The sequence below is a fragment of the Roseibium porphyridii genome (assembly GCF_026191725.2).
GTDB classification, from domain to species: Bacteria; Pseudomonadota; Alphaproteobacteria; order Rhizobiales; family Stappiaceae; genus Roseibium; species Roseibium porphyridii.
In genome coordinates, this window is record NZ_CP120863.1 from 409,799 (window position 1) to 432,105 (window position 22,307).

Genomic DNA, 22,307 nt, shown 5'->3' on the forward strand with positions numbered 1-22,307 from the left:
ATTCATGAAGCTATACGGAATCAAGAACTGCGACACGGTCAAAAAAGCGCGGAAATTTCTGGAAGAAGCCGGGGTTTCCTATGATTTCCACGACTACAAGAAAGATGGTGTGGACGCGGACAAACTCGCCAAATTTGTCGGTGAGTTTGGCTGGGACTCGATCTTGAACAAGCGAGGAACCACTTGGCGCCGCCTTGATGAGGCAACCCAGGAAGGCGTGACAGACGCCAAGAGCGCACTCGATGTCATGATCGAGCACCCGTCAGTCATCAAGCGACCGATTGTTGAAGGCGAAGCGAAGAACTTTGTCGGATTTGACCCCGTGGCCTGGGAAATGGCCCTCGAACTCGGCGAACTGAAGTAGCTGCCAAGTTTACCAGGTGCGGCGTGGACCGGTGTCGATGTGATAGTGACCGGAAGAATAGTGCTTGTAACCGCCGACTTCCCTTTGCGATTTCAGGAATGCAATAACTGAAGACGGGTTTCCGGCCACTGAAAAATCAACGGCCTGACAATTCAGGTGGTAGGAATCCTTCGCGCCGCCCTTCCACCAGTTTTCCAGCCACCACCGCTTGGTGGAATGAACCGTGACCTTGCCATACCGTTTGGCAACGCGATTCAGCACCTTTTTGAGCTTGCGCGGAACACACCAGGCGGTGTCGTTGTAGTTGATCGAATTGTGGGAGGCCGTCATCCAGCCCATGCCGGAGACACCCGCGACGGTGCCGCAACCTGCTAGAGCGGTGATCAATCCGAGAAAAACTGTCCAAGCTAAGACGCGCTGACGCATAACTGGCGGGCCCTGTCGATTATCGGTTGCAATACACTCCCCCGCACCAAGGTCCCGGAATTTGATTAAAATTTGAATGAAAAACGTGGTTAACAAAGACAAGAAACAAATGTTTCAGGATTCGGCAATTTCTGATACAAATGTCACAAAGCCGCCTGCCATGATATCTGACCCTCCTTCCGGAAATTGAATTATGTCCCATGTTTTTCCCCGCCATACCAAAGCCAATCCACCCGTCGCCACTCAAGGCGATGGCTGCTATATCATTGATAAAAATGGGAAAAAATACTTTGACGGATCCGGCGGTGCGGCGGTTTCCTGCCTCGGTCACAGCGATCCGGACGTAACGCGAGCAATCAAGGCGCAGGTCGATCAAATCGCCTTCGCTCACACGGGCTTCTTCACCTCCGAACCTGCAGAAGATCTCGCGAACCACCTGATCGAAGCGGCTCCTGGAAGCCTTGACCGGGTTTATTTCGTTTCTGGCGGATCTGAGGCGATGGAAGCCGCCTTGAAGTTAGCGCGGCAGTACTTTCTGGAAAAAGGCGAAACCTCTCGGCACCGTGTCATCGCGCGTCGTCAAAGTTATCACGGCAACACCCTGGGTGCGCTCGCAACAGGCGGTAACCAGTGGCGGAGAGAGCCATTTGCACCGCTGATGATCGAAACGTCGCATATTTCGGCCTGCTACGAATATCGGGGTCGTCGGGATGACGAAACGGCTTTTGACTATGGTCAGCGCGTTGCCAATGAGTTGGAGACGGAAATCGAACGTCTCGGTCCGGAAAATGTCATGGCCTTCGTTGCAGAGCCGGTCGTCGGGGCGACTGCTGGCGCCGTGCCGCCGGTCGAGGGCTATTTCAAGCGCATCCGCGAGATCTGTGATCAACACGGTGTTCTTCTGATCCTGGACGAAGTCATGTGCGGAATGGGTCGGACCGGAACGCTTTTCGCATGCGAGCAAGATGATGTGGCCCCTGATATCTTGTGCATCGCCAAAGGCCTTGGAGCCGGTTACCAGCCTATTGGAGCGATGCTGTGCACGAGCGCAATCTACAGAGCCATTGAGGAAGGCTCAGGTTTCTTTCAGCACGGACACACCTATATCGGCCATCCAACAGCCTGTGCGGCGGCTTTGGCCGTATTCAAAAAACTGCAGGGCGGCATTGCCGATCGGGTCATGCCGATGGGCAGCAAGCTGGACGCAGCGCTCAAAGACGCCTTCGGCCAGCATGCCAACGTGGGTGACATTCGCGGGCGAGGCCTTTTCCGTGGTCTGGAAATCGTCGAGGATCGTGGCACCAAGTCTCCCTTTGCACCGGCGCGAGGTATCAACAAAGCGCTGAAGAAAGCCGCTTTCGAAGCCGGTCTCATTTGCTATCCGATGGGTGGAACCGTTGACGGAGTTCAGGGCGACCATGTGCTTCTGGCGCCTCCATTCATCATGAGTGACGCTCAGGTGGACGAAGTCACCGACAAACTGAACCAGGCGTTCAAAGCAGTCTTTTGAAAAATGACACTGAAAACCTCTTGCAACGCGCTGCCGCTGATCATGGCAGCGCCAAACGGTGCTCGTCGCACAAAAAGAGATCATCCGGCGTTGCCGGTCACAATTGCGGAAACCGTTGCAGCAGCCAAAAGCTGCTTTGAGGAAGGCGCTGGTGCAATTCACGCCCACGTCCGCAGGCCGGATGGCACTCATGTTCTGGATGCCGGGCTCTACCGCGAGCTGCTCGCGGAAATGCGCCTCTCAGTCCCAAGGATGCGGGTCCAAATTACGACAGAAGCAGCAGGGATTTATGACGACAAGGCCCAGCGCGACCTTGTCGATGATCTCAAGCCAAGCTGGGTTTCGATTGCGGTGACTGAAATGGTTCCGCACGAAGCTGGTGCAACGGTGCGGGCATTCTATGAAAGAACACGTGCCAATGGGACGACGATCCAGCACATTCTCTATCGCGCAGAGGACCTGGTTCGTTTTTTCGAACTCGCGAAGGACGGCACCATTCCAGGTAAACGGCATCAGCTGCTTTTTGTCCTTGGCCGATACGCCGACGACCAGGAAAGTACCCCGTCAGATTTGATGCCGTACCTGAACACACTTGAAACGCACCCTGCAGATCTGGAACTTGATTGGGCCGTATGTGCCTTTGGCCATCAGGAAACCGATTGTTTGGTCTCGGCAATCAGGAATGGCGGCAAGGCACGCATCGGCCTTGAGAACGGTCTTTGGAACCGAGATGGCCTGCTGGCCGAGAACAATGCCGATCGGGTGCGTGATCTTGTGAAAGCGCTTGAGAATGAGCCCTGGTTCGAGCCGGAGGAACTCCGACCCGAACAGGCAAGACCTTAAGCTATCAGGTGACGTTGAACGCCGCGATCGCAGCCATATTGACGATGTCGCTGTCTTTCGCGCCAATCGGCAGGATCTGGATTGGCTTGTCGAAACCAACCAGAAGCGGACCGATCACCGTGGCACCGCCCAGCTCCTGAAGCATCTTTGTTGAAATCGATGCGGAGTGGAACGCCGGCATGACCAGCACGTTGGCCGGGCCGGACAGGCGACAGAATGGATAGGCTGCCATGCGTTCCATGTTGAGCGCGACGTCGGCAGCCATATCGCCGTCATATTCAAAATCAACGCGGCGGCGATCGAGTATCTTCACGGCCTCGATGACTTTTTCAGAGCGTTCTCCACGCGGATGGCCGAAGGTCGAGTAAGCGAGCATAGCCACTTTTGGTTCATATCCGAGCTTACGAGCAACATGCGCCGCTTCTTCCGCGATATCGGCCAATTCTTCTGAATTTGGCATATCGATCACTGCCGTATCTGCGATCAGGACCGTCCGACCCCGAACCAGTGCAAGCGTCACACCGATCACCCGGTGACCCGGCTTCGGATCGATTGTTGCCTTCACCGTGTCGAGAGCAACGGAATAATTCCGGGTGAGGCCGGTTACCATGGCGTCAGCATCACCCCGCGCCACCATGATCGCTCCCCAGTAGTTGCGGTCGTTGTTGACCATGCGCTGACAGTCGCGCAACAGATATCCTTTGCGCTGCAAGCGACCGTAAAGATACTGGGCATAATCCGCATTCCGGTCGGAAAGCCGCGCGTTCTGGATCGAAACACCCGATTTGTTGAGGTCGATCCCTGCTTGATCTGCCACATTTTTAATCTCGTCTTCGCGACCGATAAGGATCGCTTCTCCAAGACCCTGCGACACGAAACTGGCGGCAGCACGGATCACCGGCTCCTCTTCGCCTTCAGCAAATACAACACGTTTCGGCTGCTGGCGAACCTTCGAGAAGATGCGTTGCAACGTTCCGGCAACAGGATCGCGGCGGGCAGAAAGCTGGTGCTTGTAGGCCTCCATATCGACAATCGGGCGTCTGGCGACACCTGAATCCATAGCTGCCTGCGCCACAGCGGGCGGAATTGCGTGAATGAGACGTGGATCGAAGGGAACGGGGATGATGTATTCAGGTCCAAATTTCGGGCGATTGCCACGATATGCCGCCGCGACTTCGTCCGGCACCTCTTCGCGAGCAAGATCCGCCAACGCATGGGCGCAGGCAACCTTCATCTCATCGTTGATAGTCGTTGCCTGAACATCGAGCGCACCTCTGAAAATATAAGGAAACCCGAGCACGTTGTTGACCTGGTTCGGATAGTCGGAGCGACCCGTTGCAACGATGGCGTCGTCCCTGACAGCCGCAGCTTCTTCCGGTGTGATTTCCGGGTCCGGGTTGGCCATGGCGAAGATGACCGGGTTGGGTGCCATAACCCTGAGCATATCCGGGGTCAGAGCCCCTTTAACGGAAACACCGAAGAAAACGTCAGCACCTTTTAGCGCGTCGTACAGCGACCGGGCATCCGTCTCGATGGCATGTGCCGATTTCCATTGGTTCATGCCCTCGGCACGGCCTTTGTAAATGACGCCCTTTGTATCGCACAGGGTCACATTTTCATGCGGAATGCCCATGGCCTTGACCAGCTCGATGCAGGCAATGCCTGCGGCGCCGGCGCCGTTGCAGACCACCTTGGTGTTTTTCATGTCCCGGCCGGTCAGATGTAGAGCATTGATGAGGCCGGCGGCGGCAATGATCGCCGTTCCATGCTGATCGTCATGGAATACCGGTATATCCATCAGTTCTCGAAGCCGCTGTTCGATGATGAAGCAGTCCGGCGCCTTGATGTCCTCAAGGTTGATGCCACCAAAGGACGGACCGAGGTAGCGGACCGAGTTGATGAACTCCTCCACTTCGCCCGTTTCCACTTCGAGGTCGATGGAATCGACATCTGCAAAGCGCTTGAAGAGAACGGATTTGCCCTCCATCACGGGCTTTGACGCCAACGCGCCCAGATTGCCAAGTCCCAAGATCGCCGAACCATTTGAGATGACTGCGACCAGATTGCCCTTGGTGGTGTAGTCATAGGCGCGGCTCGGGTCTTCCGCGATGGCGAGCACCGGCACGGCCACGCCAGGGGAATAGGCCAGGGAAAGGTCACGCTGAGTTGCCATGGGCTTGGTCGGCGTGATTTCCAGTTTTCCGGGCCTACCTTCCTGATGGAATTGCAGCGCTTCCTGATCAGTGAAGCTGATGTTTGTTTTCGACGACTTTTTTTCAGCGGACATGACGCGGGCGGTTCCTCTCCGTGATGCGCGGGCACGCGTTTGCGGGTCGAAACTGACCCTTGGGCGGGTCTTCGACCTTATCCCCTGGAAAATGAAGCCTCAAGCCAAGATGCCTTACGCCCTTGGTGGAATGGGAGGCGAGGTTTGCTAGGTATCGGACATGAGTGGGATGAGCGTACAAAAACCGGTTCAGGCCGATGGCAAAGTCACGCCAATGATGGCCCAGTTCCTGGAGATCAAGGCCGCCAATCCGGATAGCCTGCTGTTCTACCGGATGGGTGATTTCTACGAGCTTTTTTTCGAAGACGCCGAAATTGCGTCGGCCGCCTTGAGCATCACACTGACCAAACGTGGCAAGCACCAAGGTGACGACATTCCCATGTGCGGTGTGCCCGTACATGCCGCCGACGACTACCTGCAGAAGCTGATCGCCAAGGGTTTCCGCGTCTCCGTATGCGAACAGACAGAGGACCCCGCCGAAGCCAAGAAACGAGGATCGAAATCCGTTGTCCGACGGGACGTGGTTCGGCTTGTTACCCCGGGAACGTTGACCGAGGAACGGCTTCTTGATGCAGGTTCGAACAATTTCCTGATGGCCCTGACCCGGCTGAAGGGAGGATCACTGGACGGCACCGCGGTTTACGGCCTTGCGTGGATCGACATGTCGACCGGTTCCTTTCAAGTTTCGGAGACAGATCAGCAACGTCTTGCAGCCGATCTGGCGCAAGTTTCGCCACGCGAACTGATCCTGGCAGACAACCTGCTGCAAGAAAGCGAGTTGCGGCTTCTTGCCGAACAGGCAGGCGGCGCGCTGTCACCTGTGCCGCGCGCTTTTTTCGATAGTTCGACCGCTGTGGATCGCCTGGCGCATTATTTCGGGGTCAAGACGCTCGATGGATTTGGCACATTCAGCCGTGCCGAACTGTCGGCTGCTGCCGGGATTCTGTCCTATATTGAAAAAACCCAATTGGGTGAACGGCCACCGCTGGACCCGCCAATGCGCGAAGCAGGCGCTGGCCGCATGCTGATCGACCCGGCAACACGCGCCAATCTTGAACTGTCGCGCACGCTTTCAGGCGAAAAACAGGGCTCTTTGCTTGCCACCATCGACCGGACCGTTACAGGCAGCGGCTCCCGCCTGCTTGCCAGCCGCCTGGCAGGTCCGCTGGTCAACGTCTCAGCGATCCAACAACGCCACGACGCGGTCGAGCACTTTCTCGAAAATGAAATTATGCGAGAAGGACTGCGCCAGACATTAAAAGGCGCACCGGATATGGCCAGAGCGCTCTCACGCATTGCGCTCAACCGTGGCGGTCCCCGCGATATTCTGTCAGTGGCACAGGGCTTGGCATCAGCACGTGCCGTTCTGGACCAGACCGGGCATTCAACCGACGACATTCCGGCCGAGGTCGCCGCCGCTCGCGCTAGTCTGGAACAGGCGCCACATGAGCTTGGTGCCGAGTTGGTTCGTGCGATCAAGGAAGATCCGCCCTTGTTAAAGCGGGACGGCAGCTTTATCGCGACCGGATACAATGCCGACCTTGACGAATTAAGGTCATTGCGCGACGAAAGCCGCAAGGTGATTGCAAAGCTGCAGGCCGATTACTCAGAAGAACTCGGTCTCCGGTCCCTCAAGATCAAACACAACAACGTGCTTGGCTGGTTCATCGAGGCACCTACCGCGCAAACAGAACAGCTGACGGCAGACCCTGGCCGTTTCATTCACCGCCAAACCATGGCAGGTGCAATGCGCTTCACGACCACCGAGTTGGCGGATCTGGAATCCAAGATTGCCAGTGCCGGCGAGCGTTCACTTGCCATCGAGCTGGATATTTTCGAGCGGTTGACGGCTGCAATTATCAATGCGGGTGACACGATCAAGGCGGCTGCGCACGGCCTCGGCATACTGGATGTCACCGCAGCGCTTGCAAAACTTGCCCAGGAAGAAAACTACGTTCGCCCATCGGTCGATGAGAGCCGTGCCTTTGACATCAAGGGCGGCCGACATCCGGTCGTTGAGCTGGCCCTTAAAAAGTCCGCTGGAGACAGTTTTGTCGCCAACGATTCCAATCTAGGGCCTGATCAGGACGAAGATATCGGCCACATATGGCTGATCACTGGTCCGAACATGGCTGGTAAGTCGACATATTTGCGCCAAAATGCGCTGATCGCCGTTCTTGCTCAAATGGGTGCCTTTGTACCGGCAACCGCCGCACATATCGGTGTCGTCGACCGTTTGTTTTCAAGGGTTGGGGCCGCCGATGATCTTGCCAGAGGCAGATCGACCTTCATGGTGGAAATGGTTGAAACCGCAGCCATTCTCAATCAGGCCGGTGACCGCTCGCTGGTCATACTGGACGAAATCGGGCGCGGCACAGCAACGTTCGACGGACTGTCAATTGCCTGGGCGACAATCGAGCACCTTCACGAGGTCAACAAGTCGCGCGCCCTTTTTGCGACCCATTATCACGAGTTGACGGCGCTGTCGGCAAAGCTCGAACGTCTGTCCAACTCAACGGTCTCGGTGAAGGAATGGAAGGGCGATGTCATATTCCTGCACGAAATTGTGCCCGGAGCAGCTGACAGGTCCTACGGGATTCAGGTTGCAAAACTTGCGGGATTGCCGGGGAAAGTGGTCGAGCGATCCAGGCAAGTGCTCAGCCAACTGGAAGAGCAGGACAGGCGGTCACCTGCCGAAAGCCTGATTGACGAATTGCCGCTCTTTGCCAGTATTACGACGCCTGCGCCAACCGTTGCCGGAGGCTTTGCAGAAGAAGATCCGCTTGACGATGCCTTGCAGGAAATCGATCCGGACGACATGACCCCCCGTGAAGCCCTTGAAGCCCTATACCGACTGAAAGCCTTGCGGGCGCACAAAGGCACGGATTGACAGCCCCGAACGGAAAAAGGTGACGGCTAAAGCGAACTGAACTAATCTGTACAACCTTCGCAAGAATACCGTTCGTCCGGCCCAATTTCATGATTTCATTTCCGCAGCTACCCCGTCAGGTGGTGCTGATACTACTGCTGCAGTTCACCAACAGCCTTGGTGTCTCATCTCTCATTCCCTTGATGAGTTTCTTCATTGTCGAGGGGCTCGGATCCGAACCCTGGCAAGTTGGGCTCTACACCGGCTTGCTCATGCCCATGACGCTTGTCGCCAATCGTTGGGCTGGGGAACGGCTCGACCAGGGCTATCGGGTTAAACGGTTGTTACTGATTTCCGTTTGCGCCTTTGTACTTGTGACAGCCTTCCTAACGCAGGTCACCAGCCTCTTGATGCTGATCCTGCTCATCGCACCGCTCATGAGCCTGACCAACATGGGTGGTGGCACCATCTTCACGTTTTGCCGCGTCTATTCAGAACGCCAGGGTCTCGACATCACGCGCATCAACTCGTGGCTTCGCATGACGGTTTCGCTCGCATGGATGATTGGCCCAGCCGTTTCCTTCACGCTTGTCTCCCAATTCGGGTTTTCGTCCGCATTTATGGCGGCGTTTGTCGTGTCCCTTTTCTATCTGTTGCTTTGGGCGACCGTGGTGCCAAGGTCCTTTAGGTCGAAGCGAAAACCGAAATCTGAAGGCCAGAACGATCCAATCAACTGGAAACTGTTGGTCGCCGGGCTGATCTGTCTCGGATTTGTCATCACCAACTCACTTTTCGTCTCGGCCATGCCATTGTTTTTTGTTCAGGAAACCGGTCTTCCAGGTGCGACCCCTGGCCTTTCCTTGTCGATCAAATGTGTGGTCGAGATCTTTGTCATCTTCGGCTCGGTACATGTGGCAGAGCGGATCGGCACCAGACAGGTTCTGCTTCTGGCTGCCTGCCTTGCGGCAACCAGCATGGTCCTGTTCGCACAGGTCACGGAGATTTGGCACGTGATCGTAGTTTCAATTCTTGAAGGCACGTATTACGGCTTGTTTGCCGGTATTTCGATCACCTTCGTCCAGAGTTTCGCACCGGATCGGCCGGGCCGCGCGACAGCTGTCTATATGAACAGCCTGTTTCTTGGCGGCATGATAGGCAGCGTTTCCATGGGTTTCATCGCCAGTGCAGGTGATTTCAAGACCGTGCTCTATGTTGCTGCAGGAAGCGCTCTGCTCGCACTATTGGTGCTGATTGCAACGCTCAAGGTTCAGCCGACACCCGTTGAAGAGCGCATTTGAACCCCTCTTTCAGACGCCGCCTGATTTGGCGACGGTCAACGCATTGGCCATGGCACCGGCAAAACTGGTTCGGTCATCCGGGTTGAGAAAGTTTCCGAGATCAACAGTCTCGCCGCGGCTGTTCAGCTGAATTTTTACGACACCCTCGTCTTCAATCCTGTCAACGCTCAGCCGCACCCAGAACGGATTGAAACGATATTCCTGGTAGCGGTTGCCCGGACCAACTTTACGGATCGCAATTTCGTTGCGCGAAACGACGACCTCTTCAAAAGCACGCGCCGAGCGGTAATTCATACGGAACGCAAACCAGAGAATGGCAATATCCAGACCGAAAAACCCGAAGACAGGCCAAGCACCTATCCGCCAGAACAAAACACCCGCAACAAAGCAGACAAGGCCAAAAACGACCATAAGGATCATGAACCCTTTTGGACCGAGTGACCGATGAGGGGTGAGCACGGCAGTGAAAAACGGCCGATCCATCTCCTCAAAATCCGCGTTGCCGTCGGTTTTCGGATTGTTCTTGCTCATAGAGCGAGATTATAGAGAGGTTATGACGCAAGCAAAGAGTTCAAGCGCCCGAAAAAGCGGCAGCAAGGCAGCCAAGATGGCGAAGCAGAGCAAAAAGTCGCCATCGGTCGACAACCCGGGCAAGGTCTTGAAGCGCTCTCGCTATACCAAAGCGGAGACCTTCGCGATCTTCAAACGGTTCCATACCGACAATCCCGAACCTCAAGGGGAACTGGATTACGTCAATGCCTATACGTTGCTCGTTGCCGTCGTGCTTTCCGCGCAAGCAACGGATGTCGGCGTCAATCGTGCAACCAGAAACCTGTTTCAAATTGCCGATACGCCCGAAAAGATGGTGGCGCTTGGAGAAGACAAGGTTCGCGAAGAGATCCGGACAATCGGTCTTTACAAGAACAAGGCGAAAAACGTCATACTCCTGTCTGAGCAATTGATCCGCGATCATGGCGGCGACGTTCCTGAAGATCGCGAAGCTCTGGAGTTGCTTCCAGGCGTTGGCCGAAAGACTGCGAACGTCGTTCTGAACATCTTCTTTGGGCACCCGACCATTGCGGTCGATACGCATCTATTTCGCTTGGGCAACCGGATTGGACTGGCACCCGGCAAGACACCACTTGATGTCGAAAAGGCTATGGAAAGGGCGGTACCGCAGGAATTCGCGCTTCATGCTCATCATTGGCTAATTCTGCATGGTCGATATATCTGCAAGGCTCGCAAACCCGAATGTCGGCGATGCGTCATCTACGACTTGTGCAAGAGCCCGGAAAGGGAAGTGTTCGATTCCATACCGGAAATTGCCGTGCGCACCCGCGCGCTGGCCGAGAAGGATAACAACTCTTGAAATTTCCCGCTGGTTCCCTGCCCGAATGCGACCGGCTGAATTTCAGATTGCCGTCGTTGGATGATGCGGCCTTCTATCTGAAACTGATGAAGGATCCTGACTACATCCGTTTCATAGCTGATAACGGTATCACTTCTGAAGAAGAAGCCAGGGCATACATACAGGACAAGCCCCTGGCTCGATTTGCTCAATTCAATGTGGGGCTGTGGGTCGTCGAGGTGAAAGAAACCGGCCAACCGGCTGGCGTCTGTGGATTGGTCGTGCGGGACGAACTGGAATATCCAGATCTCGGATATGCCTTTCTGGAGGAATTCAGAGGGCAAGGCATTGCACGTGAAGCAGCACAGGCCGTTCTTGAACACTCATGCCAGAAGCTGAAGATCGAGACGCTCTGTGCGATCACGGCTCCAGACAACAGAAGATCTTCCGACCTTTTGAAAAAGATCGGCTTCAAAGGCCAGGGCCAACGCTTATTGAATGAAATAGGCGAAACGTCCGACTATTTTGTCTGTGAACTTGGTAGCACATAGACCAACATGTCGTAGTCAGCGTTTTTCGCGCACGCGCACCACGACTTCGACGCGCACAACTTCCATGCCTTCCGGGGCGATGGGAAGCTTGTCGATACCGACGCCTTCACCTGGAATATCGATCACCCGGTTTTCGCCTTCGATGAAGAAGTGATGATGGTCGGAGGTGTTGGTGTCGAAATATGTCTTGTTGCCGTCGATCGCGACTTCGCGCAAAAGTCCGGCTTCGGTGAACTGGTGCAGCGTGTTGTAAACCGTCGCCAGTGACACCGGCACATCTGCCGCGACGGCTTCTTCATGAAGCAACTCTGCAGAAATGTGCCTGTCTCCACGGGAATAGAGAAGTTCCGCGAGGGAGACACGTTGACGCGTTGGCCGCAATCCGGCACTTCGCAGCATGTCGGTGACATTTTTACCGGCAGATACGCTTGCGATATGTGTCGTCATTCCCATCCGGTCCAAGTCTAAAACTTTGTTTTCAAACGACAATTTGGTAGTCTTTCCGTGAGATACCAACAGCCGTTTCCCTCAGCATTGGCCTATATCTGCCATTTCTTGTACCTAATATGCAAGTTTTAAACGCCAAAGCATCTTATTCCGAGATCTATTTATCTGTTTGTGACAGCACGAAATCATGACAACCAGCTAGAAAAAACAAAGTCATTTGGCTCAACTGACATCTTTCAGTCATGGTTCCCCTGTGTTAGGAAGGCGCCTCAAATACACGAAAAATGACTCAATCCCGCCTCAGGGAGCCCGGGGCAGGAAACAAAAAGACGGATCTTGAATGACCGAGCGCCGCTCCAGCTACGACTATGAAGCTCTTCTCGCCTGCGGCCGCGGCGAGCTGTTTGGCCCGGGCAATGCCCAACTACCTCTTCCGCCAATGCTGATGTTTGACCGGATCACGGAAATTTCCGAAACCGGCGGCGAGTTCGACAAGGGTTTTGCCCGCGCCGAGTTCGATATCAAGCCTGACCTGTGGTTCTTTCCCTGTCATTTTCAGGGCAACCCGGTGATGCCAGGCTGCCTCGGCCTTGACGCCCTCTGGCAGCTGACCGGATTCTGCCTCGGCTGGCTCGGCCTGGAAGGCAAGGGCATGGCGCTTTCTACCGGCGAAATCAAATTCAAAGGTATGGTCACACCGGACGTGAAGCTGGTCGAATACGGGATCGATTTCAAGCGCATCATGAAAGGCCGTCTGGTTCTTGGTATTGCCGATGGTTGGCTCAAGGCCGACGGGCAACAGATCTACAAGGCGACCGATCTGCGTGTGGGTCTGGCCAAGACCTGACGTCAGTCCACATGGACTTCATTTGTAGCCGGTGCTTCTTTGTTGTTGGGAGCGCCGGTTTCCGCATTATGTATAGGCAGAAGACCCGGGCTCAATCGACTTAGTACCGGCAGTGCCAAAGGAAAGTAGGAGACCGCAATGAGACGCGTTGTCGTCACCGGCATCGGTATCGTGTCATCCATCGGATCGAACGCACAAGAAGTGCTGGCAAGTCTGCGGGAGGGCAAATCCGGTATCAGTTTTGCTCCGGATTATGCAGAGCATGGCTTCCGGAGTCAGGTTCATGGCATGCCCGATGTCGATATTCCGTCCCTCATCGACAAGCGTCAGCTTCGTTTCATGGGCGACGGTGCGGCCTATAACTACATTTCCATGGAACAGGCGATTGCGGACAGCGGACTTGAGGAAAAAGACGTTTCCAATACCCGCACAGGCCTGATCATGGGTTCCGGCGGCCCATCCACCAAGAACCTCTTTCAGGCTCATCAGATCGTGCTTGAAAAAGGTGCGCCCAAACGCATGGGGCCTTTCATGGTGACCCGTGGCATGAGTTCCACGAACTCAGCCTGCCTGGCAACGCCTTTCAAGATCAAGGGCATCAACTATTCCATCACCTCGGCCTGTTCGACCTCCGCACATTGCATCGGTGCGGCCACTGAACAGATCCAGTTCGGCAAACAGGATGTGATGTTTGCCGGTGGCGGTGAAGAACTCGACTGGACCCTTTCCTGTCTGTTCGACGCCATGGGCGCCATGTCTTCGAAATACAACGACACTCCGCAAACAGCGGCACGGGCCTACGACGCGACTCGCGACGGTTTTGTTATTGCCGGCGGCGGCGGCGTCGTGGTGCTTGAAGAGCTCGAGCACGCCAAAGCCCGCGGTGCAAAAATCTACGCGGAAGTCACCGGATATGCGGCCAACTCCGATGGCTACGACATGGTGGCACCGTCCGGTGAGGGCGGTGAGCGCTGCATGCGCCTTGCCATTGAAACCCTCGGCGACCGTAAGGTGGACTACGTCAACACGCACGGCACATCGACGCCGGTCGGTGATGTGGGAGAGATCGAAGCAATTCGCCGGGTCTTCGGTGAAAACCAGCCACCGGCATCGTCCACAAAGTCTTTGACGGGTCACAGCCTTGGTGCAACTGGAGTGCAGGAGGCTATCTACTGCCTGCTCATGTTGCAGAATGATTTCATGACCGCATCCGCGAACATCGCAGAACTCGACCCTGCCCTTAAACCCGAAGAAATTGTCACCGAACGGGTCGACAATGCCGGCCTTGATACCGTGCTTTCCAACAGCTTCGGTTTCGGCGGAACCAACGCGTCGCTTGCCCTGTCGCGCTATCACGGCTGAGGAGAATTGAATGTCTGAATTGATGAAGGGCAAGCGCGGCCTTGTGATGGGCGTTGCCAACGATCACTCAATTGCCTGGGGGATCGCCAAAGCACTCGCCGATCACGGCGCGGAACTTGCCTTTACCTATCAAGGCGAGGCGTTCGGGAGACGGACGAAGCCGCTTGCTGAATCGGTCGGCTCCAACATTTTGCTGCCTTGCGACGTTGAAGATATCGATTCCGTCGATTCCGTCTTCAACACCTTGAAGGAAGAATGGGGCAGCATCGATTTTCTGGTCCATGCCATTGCCTTTTCCGACAAGGCGGAGTTGCGCGGAAAATACGCCGATACGACGCGGGACAATTTTACCCGCACGATGTTGATTTCCTGCTTCTCTTTTACGGAAATCGCCAAACGCGCGGCCGCCCTCATGACAGACGGGGGATCCATGATCACCCTGACCTATGGCGGGTCGACCAAGGTCATGCCGAACTACAACGTCATGGGCGTTGCCAAAGCTGCTCTGGAATCTTCGGTGCGCTATCTGGCGGTCGACTATGGTGAACAGAACATTCGCGTAAACGCCATTTCGGCCGGACCGGTCCGGACACTGGCCGGCTCCGGCGTGTCCGATGCCCGTTTGATGTTCAATTTCCAGAAACGTAACTCGCCCTTGTGCCGGACAGTTTCTCTGGATGAGATCGGCGGGACTGGACTCTATTTGCTGTCGGACCTTTCCGGCGGTGTGACCGGTGAAGTTCATTTTGTCGACAGCGGCTACAACATCATGTCCATGCCGCGTCTTGACGAATTGAAAGCTCAAGAAACCAAGACCGACTGAGTTTCGCTGACATCAAACGAAAAGGCGGCCGAATGGCCGCCTTTTTTATTTGGTCTATGACGTTTTCGGCTCGATTGCTCAACACATGCCGGAGCGATCAATCCTCGATCAGCTCGTCCGGATAGACACCAAACAGCCGGGTCTGGTCGAGCCAGCCTTCATAGTTCGTGCCATTCACCTTGCACCAGCCGCCAGCACACTGGTCAACGGATGTCAGCACAAAGGGCTCGAGCTCGGCGACAATCACGGCATCCGATCGCGACCGGTTGCGAAGCGGTGTACGGTCATTTTTCTCCCAAGGAGTAACCAGGGCCGTACGACGGCCGGAAAGCAAAGACTTGAACACCCAGCCCTGCTTGCCTTCCCAATCACGGATCCGGCGCCAGTTCTCAAATTCCTGAATGATCTCGACGGGCAAGCCCGATTGCACAAAGGTCCAGGCAACAGCGTGTTCACGCGACGGGCCAAGCCGTACATTCACCCTGTCTGACTTCAAGCTTACAAAGCGTGGAAGCGGCAATCCCGTCGCCCCGTTGCTCGTGTCCTGGGCCTTTGCGGGCACGGTCGCGACCGACAACCCGGTAAAAAGGATCATCAAGCACACAAGGAGGCGGGTACCTTTAGTCAAACGAGCCATATCGTCCGGTTGTCCAATTGTTTTAGATCATTGCTTTGAGGCAAATCTGTACCGAAATTCGCATGCGAAAACCAGCGGGTCAGATTTGGCCCTTGGGCAATACATGTCGATTGAAACCGATCCCTTGTTTCTGCCGGACCATCTGGTATGGAAAAGGGAGTGGTCTCCTCCGCGTGCGCACAGCGCAGCGTCAAGGTGAAACCGTTGTGGTTAACAAAGCCTCAACGAAGCGCGAAAGGCAGTTGGTATGGCGAAAAAGAAGCCTGTCGTTGTTGTGACCCGGAAGCTCCCGGACGTCGTTGAAACGCGGATGCGGGAGCTGTTTGAAACCCGACTTAACGAAAATGACAGGCCTTTTAGTCAGGCAGAGCTCGTGGAAGCCGTCAGAACTGCGGATGTTCTTGTTCCGACGGTGACGGACCGAATCGATTCGTCGGTTTTGTCGCAGGCAGGCGAGAACCTGAAACTGATCGCCAACTTCGGCAACGGTGTCGACAATATCGACGTCGTCACCGCAAACAATCGCGGCATCAATGTTACCAACACGCCGGGTGTTCTGACGGAAGACACCGCTGACATGACCATGGCGCTGATTTTGTCGGTGCCGCGTCGTCTTGCCACAGGCATCAAGGCGATCGAAGGCAGCGACTGGGCCGGTTGGTCACCAACATGGATGCTCGGACACAGGATCTGGGGCAAACGGCTCGGAATTATCGGCATGGGTCGTATCGGTCAGGCTGTTGCGCGCCGCGCCAAGGCATTCGGGATGTCCATCCATTATCACAACCGCCGCCGCGTTGCCGAAGACATCGAGGAAGAGTTGGAGGCTACCTACTGGGAGAGCCTGGACCAGATGTTGGCACGCATGGACGTGGTTTCCATCCACTGTCCGCACACGCCGGGCACATTCCACCTTCTGTCGGCGCGTCGTCTGAAACTGCTGAAAAACGATGCTTATGTCGTCAACACCGCACGGGGCGAAGTCATCGACGAAAACGCTCTTATCCGGTTGCTGGAGGCGGGCGAACTTGCAGGAGCCGGCCTGGATGTGTTCGAGCACGAACCCGCCGTCAATCCAAAACTGGTCAAACTCGAAAACGTGGTCCTATTGCCCCATATGGGCTCAGCGACCATTGAAGGCCGGATTGAGATGGGTGAAAAGGTCATCATCAACATCAAGACCTTCATGGATGGGCATCGACCGCCGGACCGGGTTCTGCCCTCCATGCTTTGAGCCGTTAGCAAAGGCTGGATTTTGCCGCTATCAGGGCCTGAGTTTCAGATCCCCAAATCGCTTCTTTGGTTGAACCGACGCGAAGACGGTCGTGATTGGCTGCGTTCGCTTTCCGATCTTTTGGAGGCAGCACAAAGCAGTTTCAATCTGGATCTGTCTGGGCCGCCATTTTCCGGGGGCAACGTTTCCTACGTGTTGCCCGCGAAAAAGGACGGCGTAGATGCTGTTCTGAAAATCGCATTCATCGACCGGGAGTCCCGCCATGAAGCCGATGCGCTGAAGCTTTGGAACGGCAATGGAGCGGTGAAGCTGCTGGCGCATGACGCAGAGCTCGGTGCTTTGTTGTTGGAGCGGTGCCGACCAGGCGACCTTCTTGCCGAAGCGTCCGGCATCGACCAGATGGAGGTGCTGACTGGATTACTTCAAAAGCTCCTTGTTCCGGCAAATACACCTTTTTCGTCGCTTGCCAGCGAAGCTGAAATCTGGGCCACGACGATGCATCCTGACTGGATCAGGGCTGGAAAACCCTGTGAACAGCGCCTCGTCGATGCCGCAGTCGAAGCTCTAAAATCACTCGCTCAGGATCAAACCGAAAAGGTTCTGCTTCATCAGGACCTGCACGGACACAACATTCTTTCAGCTGACCGAGACGCCTGGCTGGCAATCGATCCAAAACCCTTAAGCGGTGACCCGGCGTTTTGCCTTAGCCCGATCGTGCGAAGCTCCGAGTTTGGCCACACCAAAAGGGCAGCGCTTTATCGTCTGGACCGGTTATCTGCGGATCTCGGTCTGGATCGCGAGCGTGCGCGTTGTTGGACCATCGGCCAGACAATGGCATGGGCTTTCAGTAGTGACCAAGCCTACAAGCATTTCGATACGGCACGATGGCTGCTGGGATCTTGATTTAGAAGCTCTCTTTTAAACTCAATTCGCCGGCGTCTCTGGAAACGGATTTCGGCCGAGAAGACCCGTTGCCGCAGAGTTGGACTAGCTGCTGTACTTCCGCCAGATTGCATCGTCACCCATACCCTGGACGAAATTCTTGTGGGCTTGGTGTTCGCTGTCGCCCAGGAAGGAACCGAGCGGCGCCGGCCTGGGTCTGGCGTTGAAGCTTCCAAGTTCACCAATCTCAAGCGAAGTTCCACTTGAAGCGGTTGTCTCTTCCTCCGGCATCAGGCCGAGGGCCGTCTGACGCCCACCAATCAACTCGAGATAGACTTCAGCGAGAATTTCCGCATCGAGCAACGCACCGTGCTTCACGCGTTTCGAGTTGTCGATACCATAACGGGAGCAGAGCGCATCAAGAGAATTCGGTCCCGACGGATGCTTGCGCCTCGCGATTTCAAGCGTATCGATCACCTGCGTATTTGGAATAGATTTTCTGCCGACCTGTGCCAGCTCATGATTGATGAAACCCATATCAAAGGCTGCGTTGTGAATGACCAGCGTCGCATCACCGACAAATTCCAGAAACTCGTCAGCAACCTGCTTGAACAAGGGCTTATCTGAAAGAAATTCCTCGGACAGGCCATGAACTCGAAAGGCCTCTTCCGGCATGTCCCGTTCAGGGTTGATGTAAACGTGGTAGGAATTTCCTGTCGGGATGTGGTTGATAAGTTCAACCCCGCCAATTTCCACCAGACGGTCGCCGCCGCGGGGATTAAGGCCCGTCGTTTCCGTATCGAAGGATATTTCACGCATTTTTTTAGCCTTTGCCTCTTCGATTCACTGTGCAGGTTGACGTTCCGGAGGCAAGGCGAAGGTCGTGTTTTCCACGGTGTTCAATCTCTGGAACAATCCCCGGTCAGAATTCGCGCAGAAAGTAGCGACCGAAAGGAAATCAAAATGGCGATTAGCCGCTCCATTGCTGGTTTTATGGTGTCTAGCGTTTTCTGTTCGAGTGTGCTTGCGGGTGGTTGGCAAACCGACAAGGGCCCAGATTGCATCTTGATCGACAAACAGCAACAGAAAGCGGGCGAATGCGATTTGAACTATACACCCGGCGAAGGAGCGTCCACCTTCATCTTCGCCTGGGACGACGGGATGGTCACGGTTCTACGTCTTCAGCAGGACGCAGTAAAACTGAACAATGTCCCGGCCACCCAGATTCGGGAAAACTGGAAAAATTCAGTAGGGTCAGCGAGTTGCTATAAGACCCTTGGTTCTGAAACTGTGTTCTGCGCTCGAGTTTTGGGATTGTATTGACCCGGCTTACTGGCACGCCGCCAATGCCCTTAAAATTGCTCTGACCTGCCGACGGGCTGGCTCCATGCCCAACCCGGTATCAATCAGGAAATGTGCCCGTCTGCGTTTATCGACATCGGGCATTTGACGTTCGAGAATTGTCCTAAACCTGTCTTCGGTCATGTCAGGCCGGGCCAGAACTCGTTGTTTTTGAACTTCCGGACTTGCGGTTACAACAACAGCCATATCCACGCGGTCCTGGCCTCCCGTTTCAAAAAGGAGGGGAATGTCCATCATGACGATGCGTTGTCGAGCCCGGCGAGCCGCTGCGAGAAAGGCCTCTTCTTCTTCGCGAACAAGCGGATGCACGATCGCTTCGAGGCGTTTCATGGCCTCCGGTCTGCCAAGAACGTGCGGCGATAGTCGCTTCCGGTCGACCTGACCCCCAGAAACCGTTCCTGGAAACGCAGCTTCGATGAGCGGAGCAGCCCGGCCTGCATAAAGCGCATGAACAGTTGCGTCGGCATCATGAACCGGAACGCCGGAAGCTGCGAACATATTCGCAGTCGTTGATTTTCCCATACCGATGGAGCCGGTCAGTCCGATCCTGATCACCCGTTCACTCCGAGGTCTTCTAGAACGATGGTCCGCAGAGCGTCGTCGACTTCCGGCCGCACCCCGAACCAACGTTCAAAGCCCGGGACGGCCTGATGCAACAGCATGCCCAGTCCGTCGACGGTTGGGTTGCCGCGCTCCGCAGCTCTTTTCAGGAGGTCGGTTTTCAACGGGACATAAACAATGTCGGTGACAAGCGCCGACTTTGGCAATGGGGTCAGGTCGATTTCAAGCACTGGCTTACCTGTCATTCCCAATGACGTTGTGTTAACAAGAACATCTGCTTTTCCAAGCAATTTCCCCAGGCTATTCCAATCATGGGCGATTGTTTTGGAACCAAACTCACCGGCAATTGTCCTGGCTTTTTCCAGTGTTCTGTTGACGATATGCACATGTGTGAAATTTCGAGACAAAAGAGCCCAGACTATGGCTCTGGCAGCTCCGCCAGCTCCCAAAACAACAGCCGATTCACGTGAAACGTCCCATTCAGGTGCCAATTGGTCCAGATTTCCCAAGAATCCCAGCCCATCGGTGTTGGATCCGCAAAGACGCCCGTTCGCATCGAGCCACAATGTGTTTGCAGCTCCCATCGTTTGAGCCGCTTCATCCAACCAGTCGCAAGCACTGGCTGCGACTTCCTTGTGCGGCACTGTTACATTTGCTCCAACCAGACCGGAGGCGGCAAAGTCACCGAAGAACGCTTCCGCGGATTCCGGAGCGACATCGATCCGGTCATAAGAACCGGAAAGCCCGTGCTTCTTCAGCCAGTATCCATGAACTAGGGGAGATCGAGAGTGGGCTACAGGATGTCCCGTTACCGCCGATTTTTTGATTTTTTCACTCATTTTTCAATAACTTGCAATTCTCTCAACTGCTCAAGAAGCGGCAACAGAGGCAAGCCCAGAATGGTGAAGTAATCACCTTCGATCTTCTCAAACAATTGCACACCAAGCCCTTCGAGCTGATAAGCGCCGACACTGGAAAGAACTGCATCGCCTGCGTTCGCAAGATAATGCCCTACAAATGCCGGGCTGAGGGTGCGCATCGTCAGACGCGCCGTGGACACTCTTCGCCAGATCGCCTCGCCGTTTTTTGACAGGACGACTGCTGAATGAAGTTCATGAGTTTTGCCGGAAAATTCCAGAAGTTGGCGTCGAGCCGCTTCCATATCATCGGGTTTGGTTCGACGCTGACCTTCAAAAGCCAGGATCTGATCTGCTCCAATCACGAGATCACCGGAACGGCGCGCACTGACATTCTCCGCTTTGGCCTCTGCGAGAACACTTGCCAAGTCTTCCGGTGGAAATTCGGCTTTTAGCAGGGGCGCTTCAACTGCCCGCTCATCGACGTCGGACGGATCAACTTCGATCGTCAGTCCGGCATTTTCCAGAAGCTGTGCGCGGATCCTGCTTCCGCTTGCCAAAACAAGTCCCATCAATCCCTCTTGAGTGTTCTGTTCAATTTACACATTTTGCGCATTGGTCTGATCTGACTTGAAGTCCCTGAAAAGGCTCAGGATTTCAGCAGCAGTCTCTTCAACGGACCGGCGCGTGACATCGATCAGCGGCCAACTCTGCTCGGAGCAGAGCCGCCGCGTCATAGTGATTTCCTGCGAGATTTCTTTCCGATCAACGTAGGTGTCATTATAACCTTCTGAATTTAAAGATAAAACTCGATTTCGCCGAATCTGCTGAATACGTTCAGCGGACGCGATCAGCCCCACGATCATCGGTTTTTCCAATTTTTTGACATGGTCCGGCAATGGAATTCCCGGAACCAACGGCACGTTGGCGGCCTTGATGCCTCTATTCGCGAGGTAAATGCATGTCGGAGTTTTGGAGGTGCGGGAAATTCCGAGCAATACGATATCGGCAGATTCCAGATCGTCCCAAATCTGCCCATCGTCATGCATCATTGTGTAGTTGATGGCCTCCATGCGCTTGAAATATTCTGCGTCCAGTTCGTGCTGGCCTCCGATCCGATGCGTCTGGGTTACATTCAGATAGGATTGAAACACCGCGAAAACCGGATCGAGAATATTTACGAACGGTGCACCGAGTTCACGGCATTTCTGTTCAAGCCGATTGGCGATCTCTTCATCCACCAAAGTGTACAGAACGATGCCCGGGGCCTTTTCGATTTCGCTGATAACGCGATCCAGCTGCTTCTGCGACCGGACCAGAGGATAGACATGTTCTATTTCCTGGACATTTTCGTATTGCACGGTAGCCGCACGCGCTACAGTCATCAGCGTTTCGCCGGTGGAGTCGGACACGAGATGCAGATGGAAGTAGTGTCTCGACTTATTCACGGTGTCATCCCCAGGGCTGTTGATCGATTGGGAGTCTTTCTTGCTCCCCCGTGCCTAGCATGAAGTTTATGCCCGCTCAGCATGATTTATTAACAATGCTTGATCGTGCGGGAACTGATGCCGAAACGGTTGTTGATAGAAGTGGATTCACAAAGGCGCTGTGACATATCGACAGATTGTCCACCAGTGCCCAATTTCTTAACGAAAGGTAAACAAACCGACAAGTGACTGTAATTATGCAAGTAATCCTGTTATCGACTCCTGGGGAGAGATTCAGCTGCACAGACGGCCTGGTTTTTCCCGGACAGAAATTCATGCGTAAGGATTGTGGATAGAAAATGATCCCGGTAA

Annotated in this window: 23 protein-coding genes; 13 read left to right on the top strand and 10 right to left on the bottom strand. The window is 54.9% G+C overall.

Translation table 11 applies throughout. The features are described 5' to 3' along the window. Positions 1 to 4 precede the first annotated feature (4 nt). The gene (locus K1718_RS01910; protein ID WP_152499141.1) at positions 5 to 364 is read left to right on the top strand and encodes an ArsC family reductase; all 360 of its coding nucleotides are present in this window, start codon (positions 5 to 7) and stop codon (positions 362 to 364) included. Between the two features lie 9 nt (positions 365 to 373). Here the strand turns inward: K1718_RS01910 and K1718_RS01915 are convergent, their stop codons facing one another. Then, complete coding sequence (locus tag K1718_RS01915; RefSeq protein ID WP_209006769.1) at positions 374 to 751, bottom strand: YcbK family protein; 378 nt, start codon at positions 749 to 751, stop codon at positions 374 to 376. A gap of 232 nt (positions 752 to 983) precedes the next feature. Here K1718_RS01915 and K1718_RS01920 point away from each other — a divergent pair, with 232 nt between their 5' ends. Then, positions 984 to 2,300, top strand: coding sequence for an aspartate aminotransferase family protein (locus tag K1718_RS01920; protein WP_265679913.1), 1,317 nt, complete (start codon positions 984 to 986; stop codon positions 2,298 to 2,300). 3 nt (positions 2,301 to 2,303) lie between these two features. Then, positions 2,304 to 3,143 (top strand): beta-keto acid cleavage family enzyme, encoded by an 840-nt coding sequence (locus K1718_RS01925; RefSeq protein WP_265679912.1) that lies wholly within the window; start codon positions 2,304 to 2,306, stop codon positions 3,141 to 3,143. 4 nt (positions 3,144 to 3,147) lie between these two features. On the opposite strand, the gene K1718_RS01930 is transcribed toward K1718_RS01925, so the two are convergent. After that, positions 3,148 to 5,430: an NADP-dependent malic enzyme gene (locus tag K1718_RS01930; RefSeq protein ID WP_265679911.1), complete on the bottom strand. Its 2,283-nt coding sequence runs from the start codon at positions 5,428 to 5,430 to the stop codon at positions 3,148 to 3,150. Between the two features lie 160 nt (positions 5,431 to 5,590). Between K1718_RS01930 and mutS the strand changes: the two genes are divergently transcribed. Beyond that, positions 5,591 to 8,320, top strand: a complete 2,730-nt coding sequence (gene mutS / locus K1718_RS01935) for a DNA mismatch repair protein MutS (protein ID WP_265679910.1) — start codon at positions 5,591 to 5,593, stop codon at positions 8,318 to 8,320. 89 nt (positions 8,321 to 8,409) lie between these two features. Next, positions 8,410 to 9,597 (top strand): MFS transporter, encoded by a 1,188-nt coding sequence (locus K1718_RS01940; protein WP_265679909.1) that lies wholly within the window; start codon positions 8,410 to 8,412, stop codon positions 9,595 to 9,597. Between the two features lie 9 nt (positions 9,598 to 9,606). On the opposite strand, the gene K1718_RS01945 is transcribed toward K1718_RS01940, so the two are convergent. Then, positions 9,607 to 10,128: a DUF2244 domain-containing protein gene (locus K1718_RS01945; protein WP_152499147.1), complete on the bottom strand. Its 522-nt coding sequence runs from the start codon at positions 10,126 to 10,128 to the stop codon at positions 9,607 to 9,609. Between the two features lie 76 nt (positions 10,129 to 10,204). Between K1718_RS01945 and nth the strand changes: the two genes are divergently transcribed. Together nth and K1718_RS01955 are read left to right on the top strand one after the other, a co-directional pair. Beyond that, positions 10,205 to 10,966 carry an endonuclease III gene (gene nth, locus K1718_RS01950; RefSeq protein WP_265679908.1) on the top strand — a complete coding sequence of 254 codons (762 nt, stop codon included), beginning with the start codon at positions 10,205 to 10,207 and terminating at the stop codon, positions 10,964 to 10,966. Then, positions 10,963 to 11,496, top strand: a complete 534-nt coding sequence (locus tag K1718_RS01955) for a GNAT family N-acetyltransferase (RefSeq protein ID WP_265679907.1) — start codon at positions 10,963 to 10,965, stop codon at positions 11,494 to 11,496. The genes nth and K1718_RS01955 overlap by 4 nt, the downstream gene beginning before the upstream one ends. A 15-nt stretch (positions 11,497 to 11,511) precedes the next feature. Here K1718_RS01955 and irrA read toward each other — a convergent pair whose 3' ends face one another. Then, positions 11,512 to 11,943 (bottom strand): iron response transcriptional regulator IrrA, encoded by a 432-nt coding sequence (irrA, locus tag K1718_RS01960; protein WP_247649321.1) that lies wholly within the window; start codon positions 11,941 to 11,943, stop codon positions 11,512 to 11,514. Positions 11,944 to 12,283: 340 nt separating this feature from the next. Here irrA and fabA point away from each other — a divergent pair, with 340 nt between their 5' ends. The 3 genes from fabA to fabI all read left to right on the top strand — a co-directional run bounded on the left by fabA (position 12,284) and on the right by fabI (position 14,975). Beyond that, positions 12,284 to 12,790 carry a 3-hydroxyacyl-[acyl-carrier-protein] dehydratase FabA gene (fabA, locus tag K1718_RS01965; protein ID WP_152499150.1) on the top strand — a complete coding sequence of 169 codons (507 nt, stop codon included), beginning with the start codon at positions 12,284 to 12,286 and terminating at the stop codon, positions 12,788 to 12,790. A gap of 138 nt (positions 12,791 to 12,928) precedes the next feature. Then, positions 12,929 to 14,152: a beta-ketoacyl-ACP synthase I gene (gene fabB, locus K1718_RS01970; protein WP_152499151.1), complete on the top strand. Its 1,224-nt coding sequence runs from the start codon at positions 12,929 to 12,931 to the stop codon at positions 14,150 to 14,152. A gap of 10 nt (positions 14,153 to 14,162) precedes the next feature. Continuing rightward, positions 14,163 to 14,975, top strand: a complete 813-nt coding sequence (fabI, locus tag K1718_RS01975) for an enoyl-ACP reductase FabI (protein WP_265679906.1) — start codon at positions 14,163 to 14,165, stop codon at positions 14,973 to 14,975. A gap of 97 nt (positions 14,976 to 15,072) precedes the next feature. Here fabI and K1718_RS01980 read toward each other — a convergent pair whose 3' ends face one another. After that, positions 15,073 to 15,570 carry an SH3 domain-containing protein gene (locus tag K1718_RS01980; RefSeq protein WP_152499153.1) on the bottom strand — a complete coding sequence of 166 codons (498 nt, stop codon included), beginning with the start codon at positions 15,568 to 15,570 and terminating at the stop codon, positions 15,073 to 15,075. A gap of 289 nt (positions 15,571 to 15,859) precedes the next feature. On the opposite strand from K1718_RS01980, the gene K1718_RS01985 reads away from it, so the two are divergent. Both K1718_RS01985 and K1718_RS01990 read left to right on the top strand, forming a co-directional pair. Then, positions 15,860 to 16,846, top strand: coding sequence for a 2-hydroxyacid dehydrogenase (locus K1718_RS01985; protein WP_152499154.1), 987 nt, complete (start codon positions 15,860 to 15,862; stop codon positions 16,844 to 16,846). Between the two features lie 21 nt (positions 16,847 to 16,867). Next, the gene (locus K1718_RS01990) at positions 16,868 to 17,749 is read left to right on the top strand and encodes an aminoglycoside phosphotransferase family protein (protein ID WP_265679905.1); all 882 of its coding nucleotides are present in this window, start codon (positions 16,868 to 16,870) and stop codon (positions 17,747 to 17,749) included. An 84-nt stretch (positions 17,750 to 17,833) separates the two neighbouring features. Here the strand turns inward: K1718_RS01990 and dnaQ are convergent, their stop codons facing one another. Next, positions 17,834 to 18,547, bottom strand: coding sequence for a DNA polymerase III subunit epsilon (dnaQ, locus tag K1718_RS01995; RefSeq protein WP_152499156.1), 714 nt, complete (start codon positions 18,545 to 18,547; stop codon positions 17,834 to 17,836). A 144-nt stretch (positions 18,548 to 18,691) separates the two neighbouring features. Between dnaQ and K1718_RS02000 the strand changes: the two genes are divergently transcribed. Next, a complete protein-coding gene (locus tag K1718_RS02000) occupies positions 18,692 to 19,051 on the top strand; it encodes a hypothetical protein (RefSeq protein ID WP_152499157.1) in 360 nt (119 codons plus the stop codon). A 6-nt stretch (positions 19,052 to 19,057) separates the two neighbouring features. On the opposite strand, the gene coaE is transcribed toward K1718_RS02000, so the two are convergent. The 4 genes from coaE to K1718_RS02020 are packed head-to-tail and all read right to left on the bottom strand — an operon-like array spanning position 19,058 to position 21,893. After that, positions 19,058 to 19,645 carry a dephospho-CoA kinase gene (coaE, locus tag K1718_RS02005; RefSeq protein WP_265679904.1) on the bottom strand — a complete coding sequence of 196 codons (588 nt, stop codon included), beginning with the start codon at positions 19,643 to 19,645 and terminating at the stop codon, positions 19,058 to 19,060. Next, positions 19,642 to 20,490: a shikimate dehydrogenase gene (locus tag K1718_RS02010; protein WP_265679903.1), complete on the bottom strand. Its 849-nt coding sequence runs from the start codon at positions 20,488 to 20,490 to the stop codon at positions 19,642 to 19,644. The genes coaE and K1718_RS02010 overlap by 4 nt, the downstream gene beginning before the upstream one ends. Continuing rightward, entirely contained in the window at positions 20,487 to 21,080 is a 594-nt protein-coding gene (locus tag K1718_RS02015; RefSeq protein ID WP_265679902.1) for a Maf-like protein, read from the bottom strand. The genes K1718_RS02010 and K1718_RS02015 overlap by 4 nt, the downstream gene beginning before the upstream one ends. A gap of 27 nt (positions 21,081 to 21,107) precedes the next feature. Next, entirely contained in the window at positions 21,108 to 21,893 is a 786-nt protein-coding gene (locus K1718_RS02020; protein WP_285806077.1) for a pyruvate, water dikinase regulatory protein, read from the bottom strand. Positions 21,894 to 22,307: the final 414 nt, after the last annotated feature.

Excerpts from the sequence above, each read along its gene's own strand:
- K1718_RS02000 (WP_152499157.1), top strand. The coding sequence starts at position 18,692 with ATGGCGATTAGCCGCTCCATTGCTGGTTTTATGGTGTCTAGCGTTTTC.
- mutS (WP_265679910.1), top strand. The coding sequence starts at position 5,591 with ATGAGTGGGATGAGCGTACAAAAACCGGTTCAGGCCGATGGCAAAGTC.
- K1718_RS01930 (WP_265679911.1), bottom strand. The coding sequence starts at position 5,430 with ATGTCCGCTGAAAAAAAGTCGTCGAAAACAAACATCAGCTTCACTGAT.
- nth (WP_265679908.1), top strand. The coding sequence starts at position 10,205 with ATGGCGAAGCAGAGCAAAAAGTCGCCATCGGTCGACAACCCGGGCAAG.
- K1718_RS01940 (WP_265679909.1), top strand. The coding sequence starts at position 8,410 with ATGATTTCATTTCCGCAGCTACCCCGTCAGGTGGTGCTGATACTACTG.
- K1718_RS02020 (WP_285806077.1), bottom strand. The coding sequence starts at position 21,893 with ATGACTGTAGCGCGTGCGGCTACCGTGCAATACGAAAATGTCCAGGAA.
- K1718_RS02010 (WP_265679903.1), bottom strand. The coding sequence starts at position 20,490 with ATGAGTGAAAAAATCAAAAAATCGGCGGTAACGGGACATCCTGTAGCC.
- dnaQ (WP_152499156.1), bottom strand. The coding sequence starts at position 18,547 with ATGCGTGAAATATCCTTCGATACGGAAACGACGGGCCTTAATCCCCGC.
- fabA (WP_152499150.1), top strand. The coding sequence starts at position 12,284 with ATGACCGAGCGCCGCTCCAGCTACGACTATGAAGCTCTTCTCGCCTGC.
- K1718_RS02015 (WP_265679902.1), bottom strand. The coding sequence starts at position 21,080 with ATGGGACTTGTTTTGGCAAGCGGAAGCAGGATCCGCGCACAGCTTCTG.
- fabI (WP_265679906.1), top strand. The coding sequence starts at position 14,163 with ATGTCTGAATTGATGAAGGGCAAGCGCGGCCTTGTGATGGGCGTTGCC.
- K1718_RS01920 (WP_265679913.1), top strand. The coding sequence starts at position 984 with ATGTCCCATGTTTTTCCCCGCCATACCAAAGCCAATCCACCCGTCGCC.
- K1718_RS01910 (WP_152499141.1), top strand. The coding sequence starts at position 5 with ATGAAGCTATACGGAATCAAGAACTGCGACACGGTCAAAAAAGCGCGG.
- irrA (WP_247649321.1), bottom strand. The coding sequence starts at position 11,943 with ATGACGACACATATCGCAAGCGTATCTGCCGGTAAAAATGTCACCGAC.
- K1718_RS01980 (WP_152499153.1), bottom strand. The coding sequence starts at position 15,570 with ATGATCCTTTTTACCGGGTTGTCGGTCGCGACCGTGCCCGCAAAGGCC.
- K1718_RS01985 (WP_152499154.1), top strand. The coding sequence starts at position 15,860 with ATGGCGAAAAAGAAGCCTGTCGTTGTTGTGACCCGGAAGCTCCCGGAC.
- K1718_RS01945 (WP_152499147.1), bottom strand. The coding sequence starts at position 10,128 with ATGAGCAAGAACAATCCGAAAACCGACGGCAACGCGGATTTTGAGGAG.
- fabB (WP_152499151.1), top strand. The coding sequence starts at position 12,929 with ATGAGACGCGTTGTCGTCACCGGCATCGGTATCGTGTCATCCATCGGA.
- K1718_RS01925 (WP_265679912.1), top strand. The coding sequence starts at position 2,304 with ATGACACTGAAAACCTCTTGCAACGCGCTGCCGCTGATCATGGCAGCG.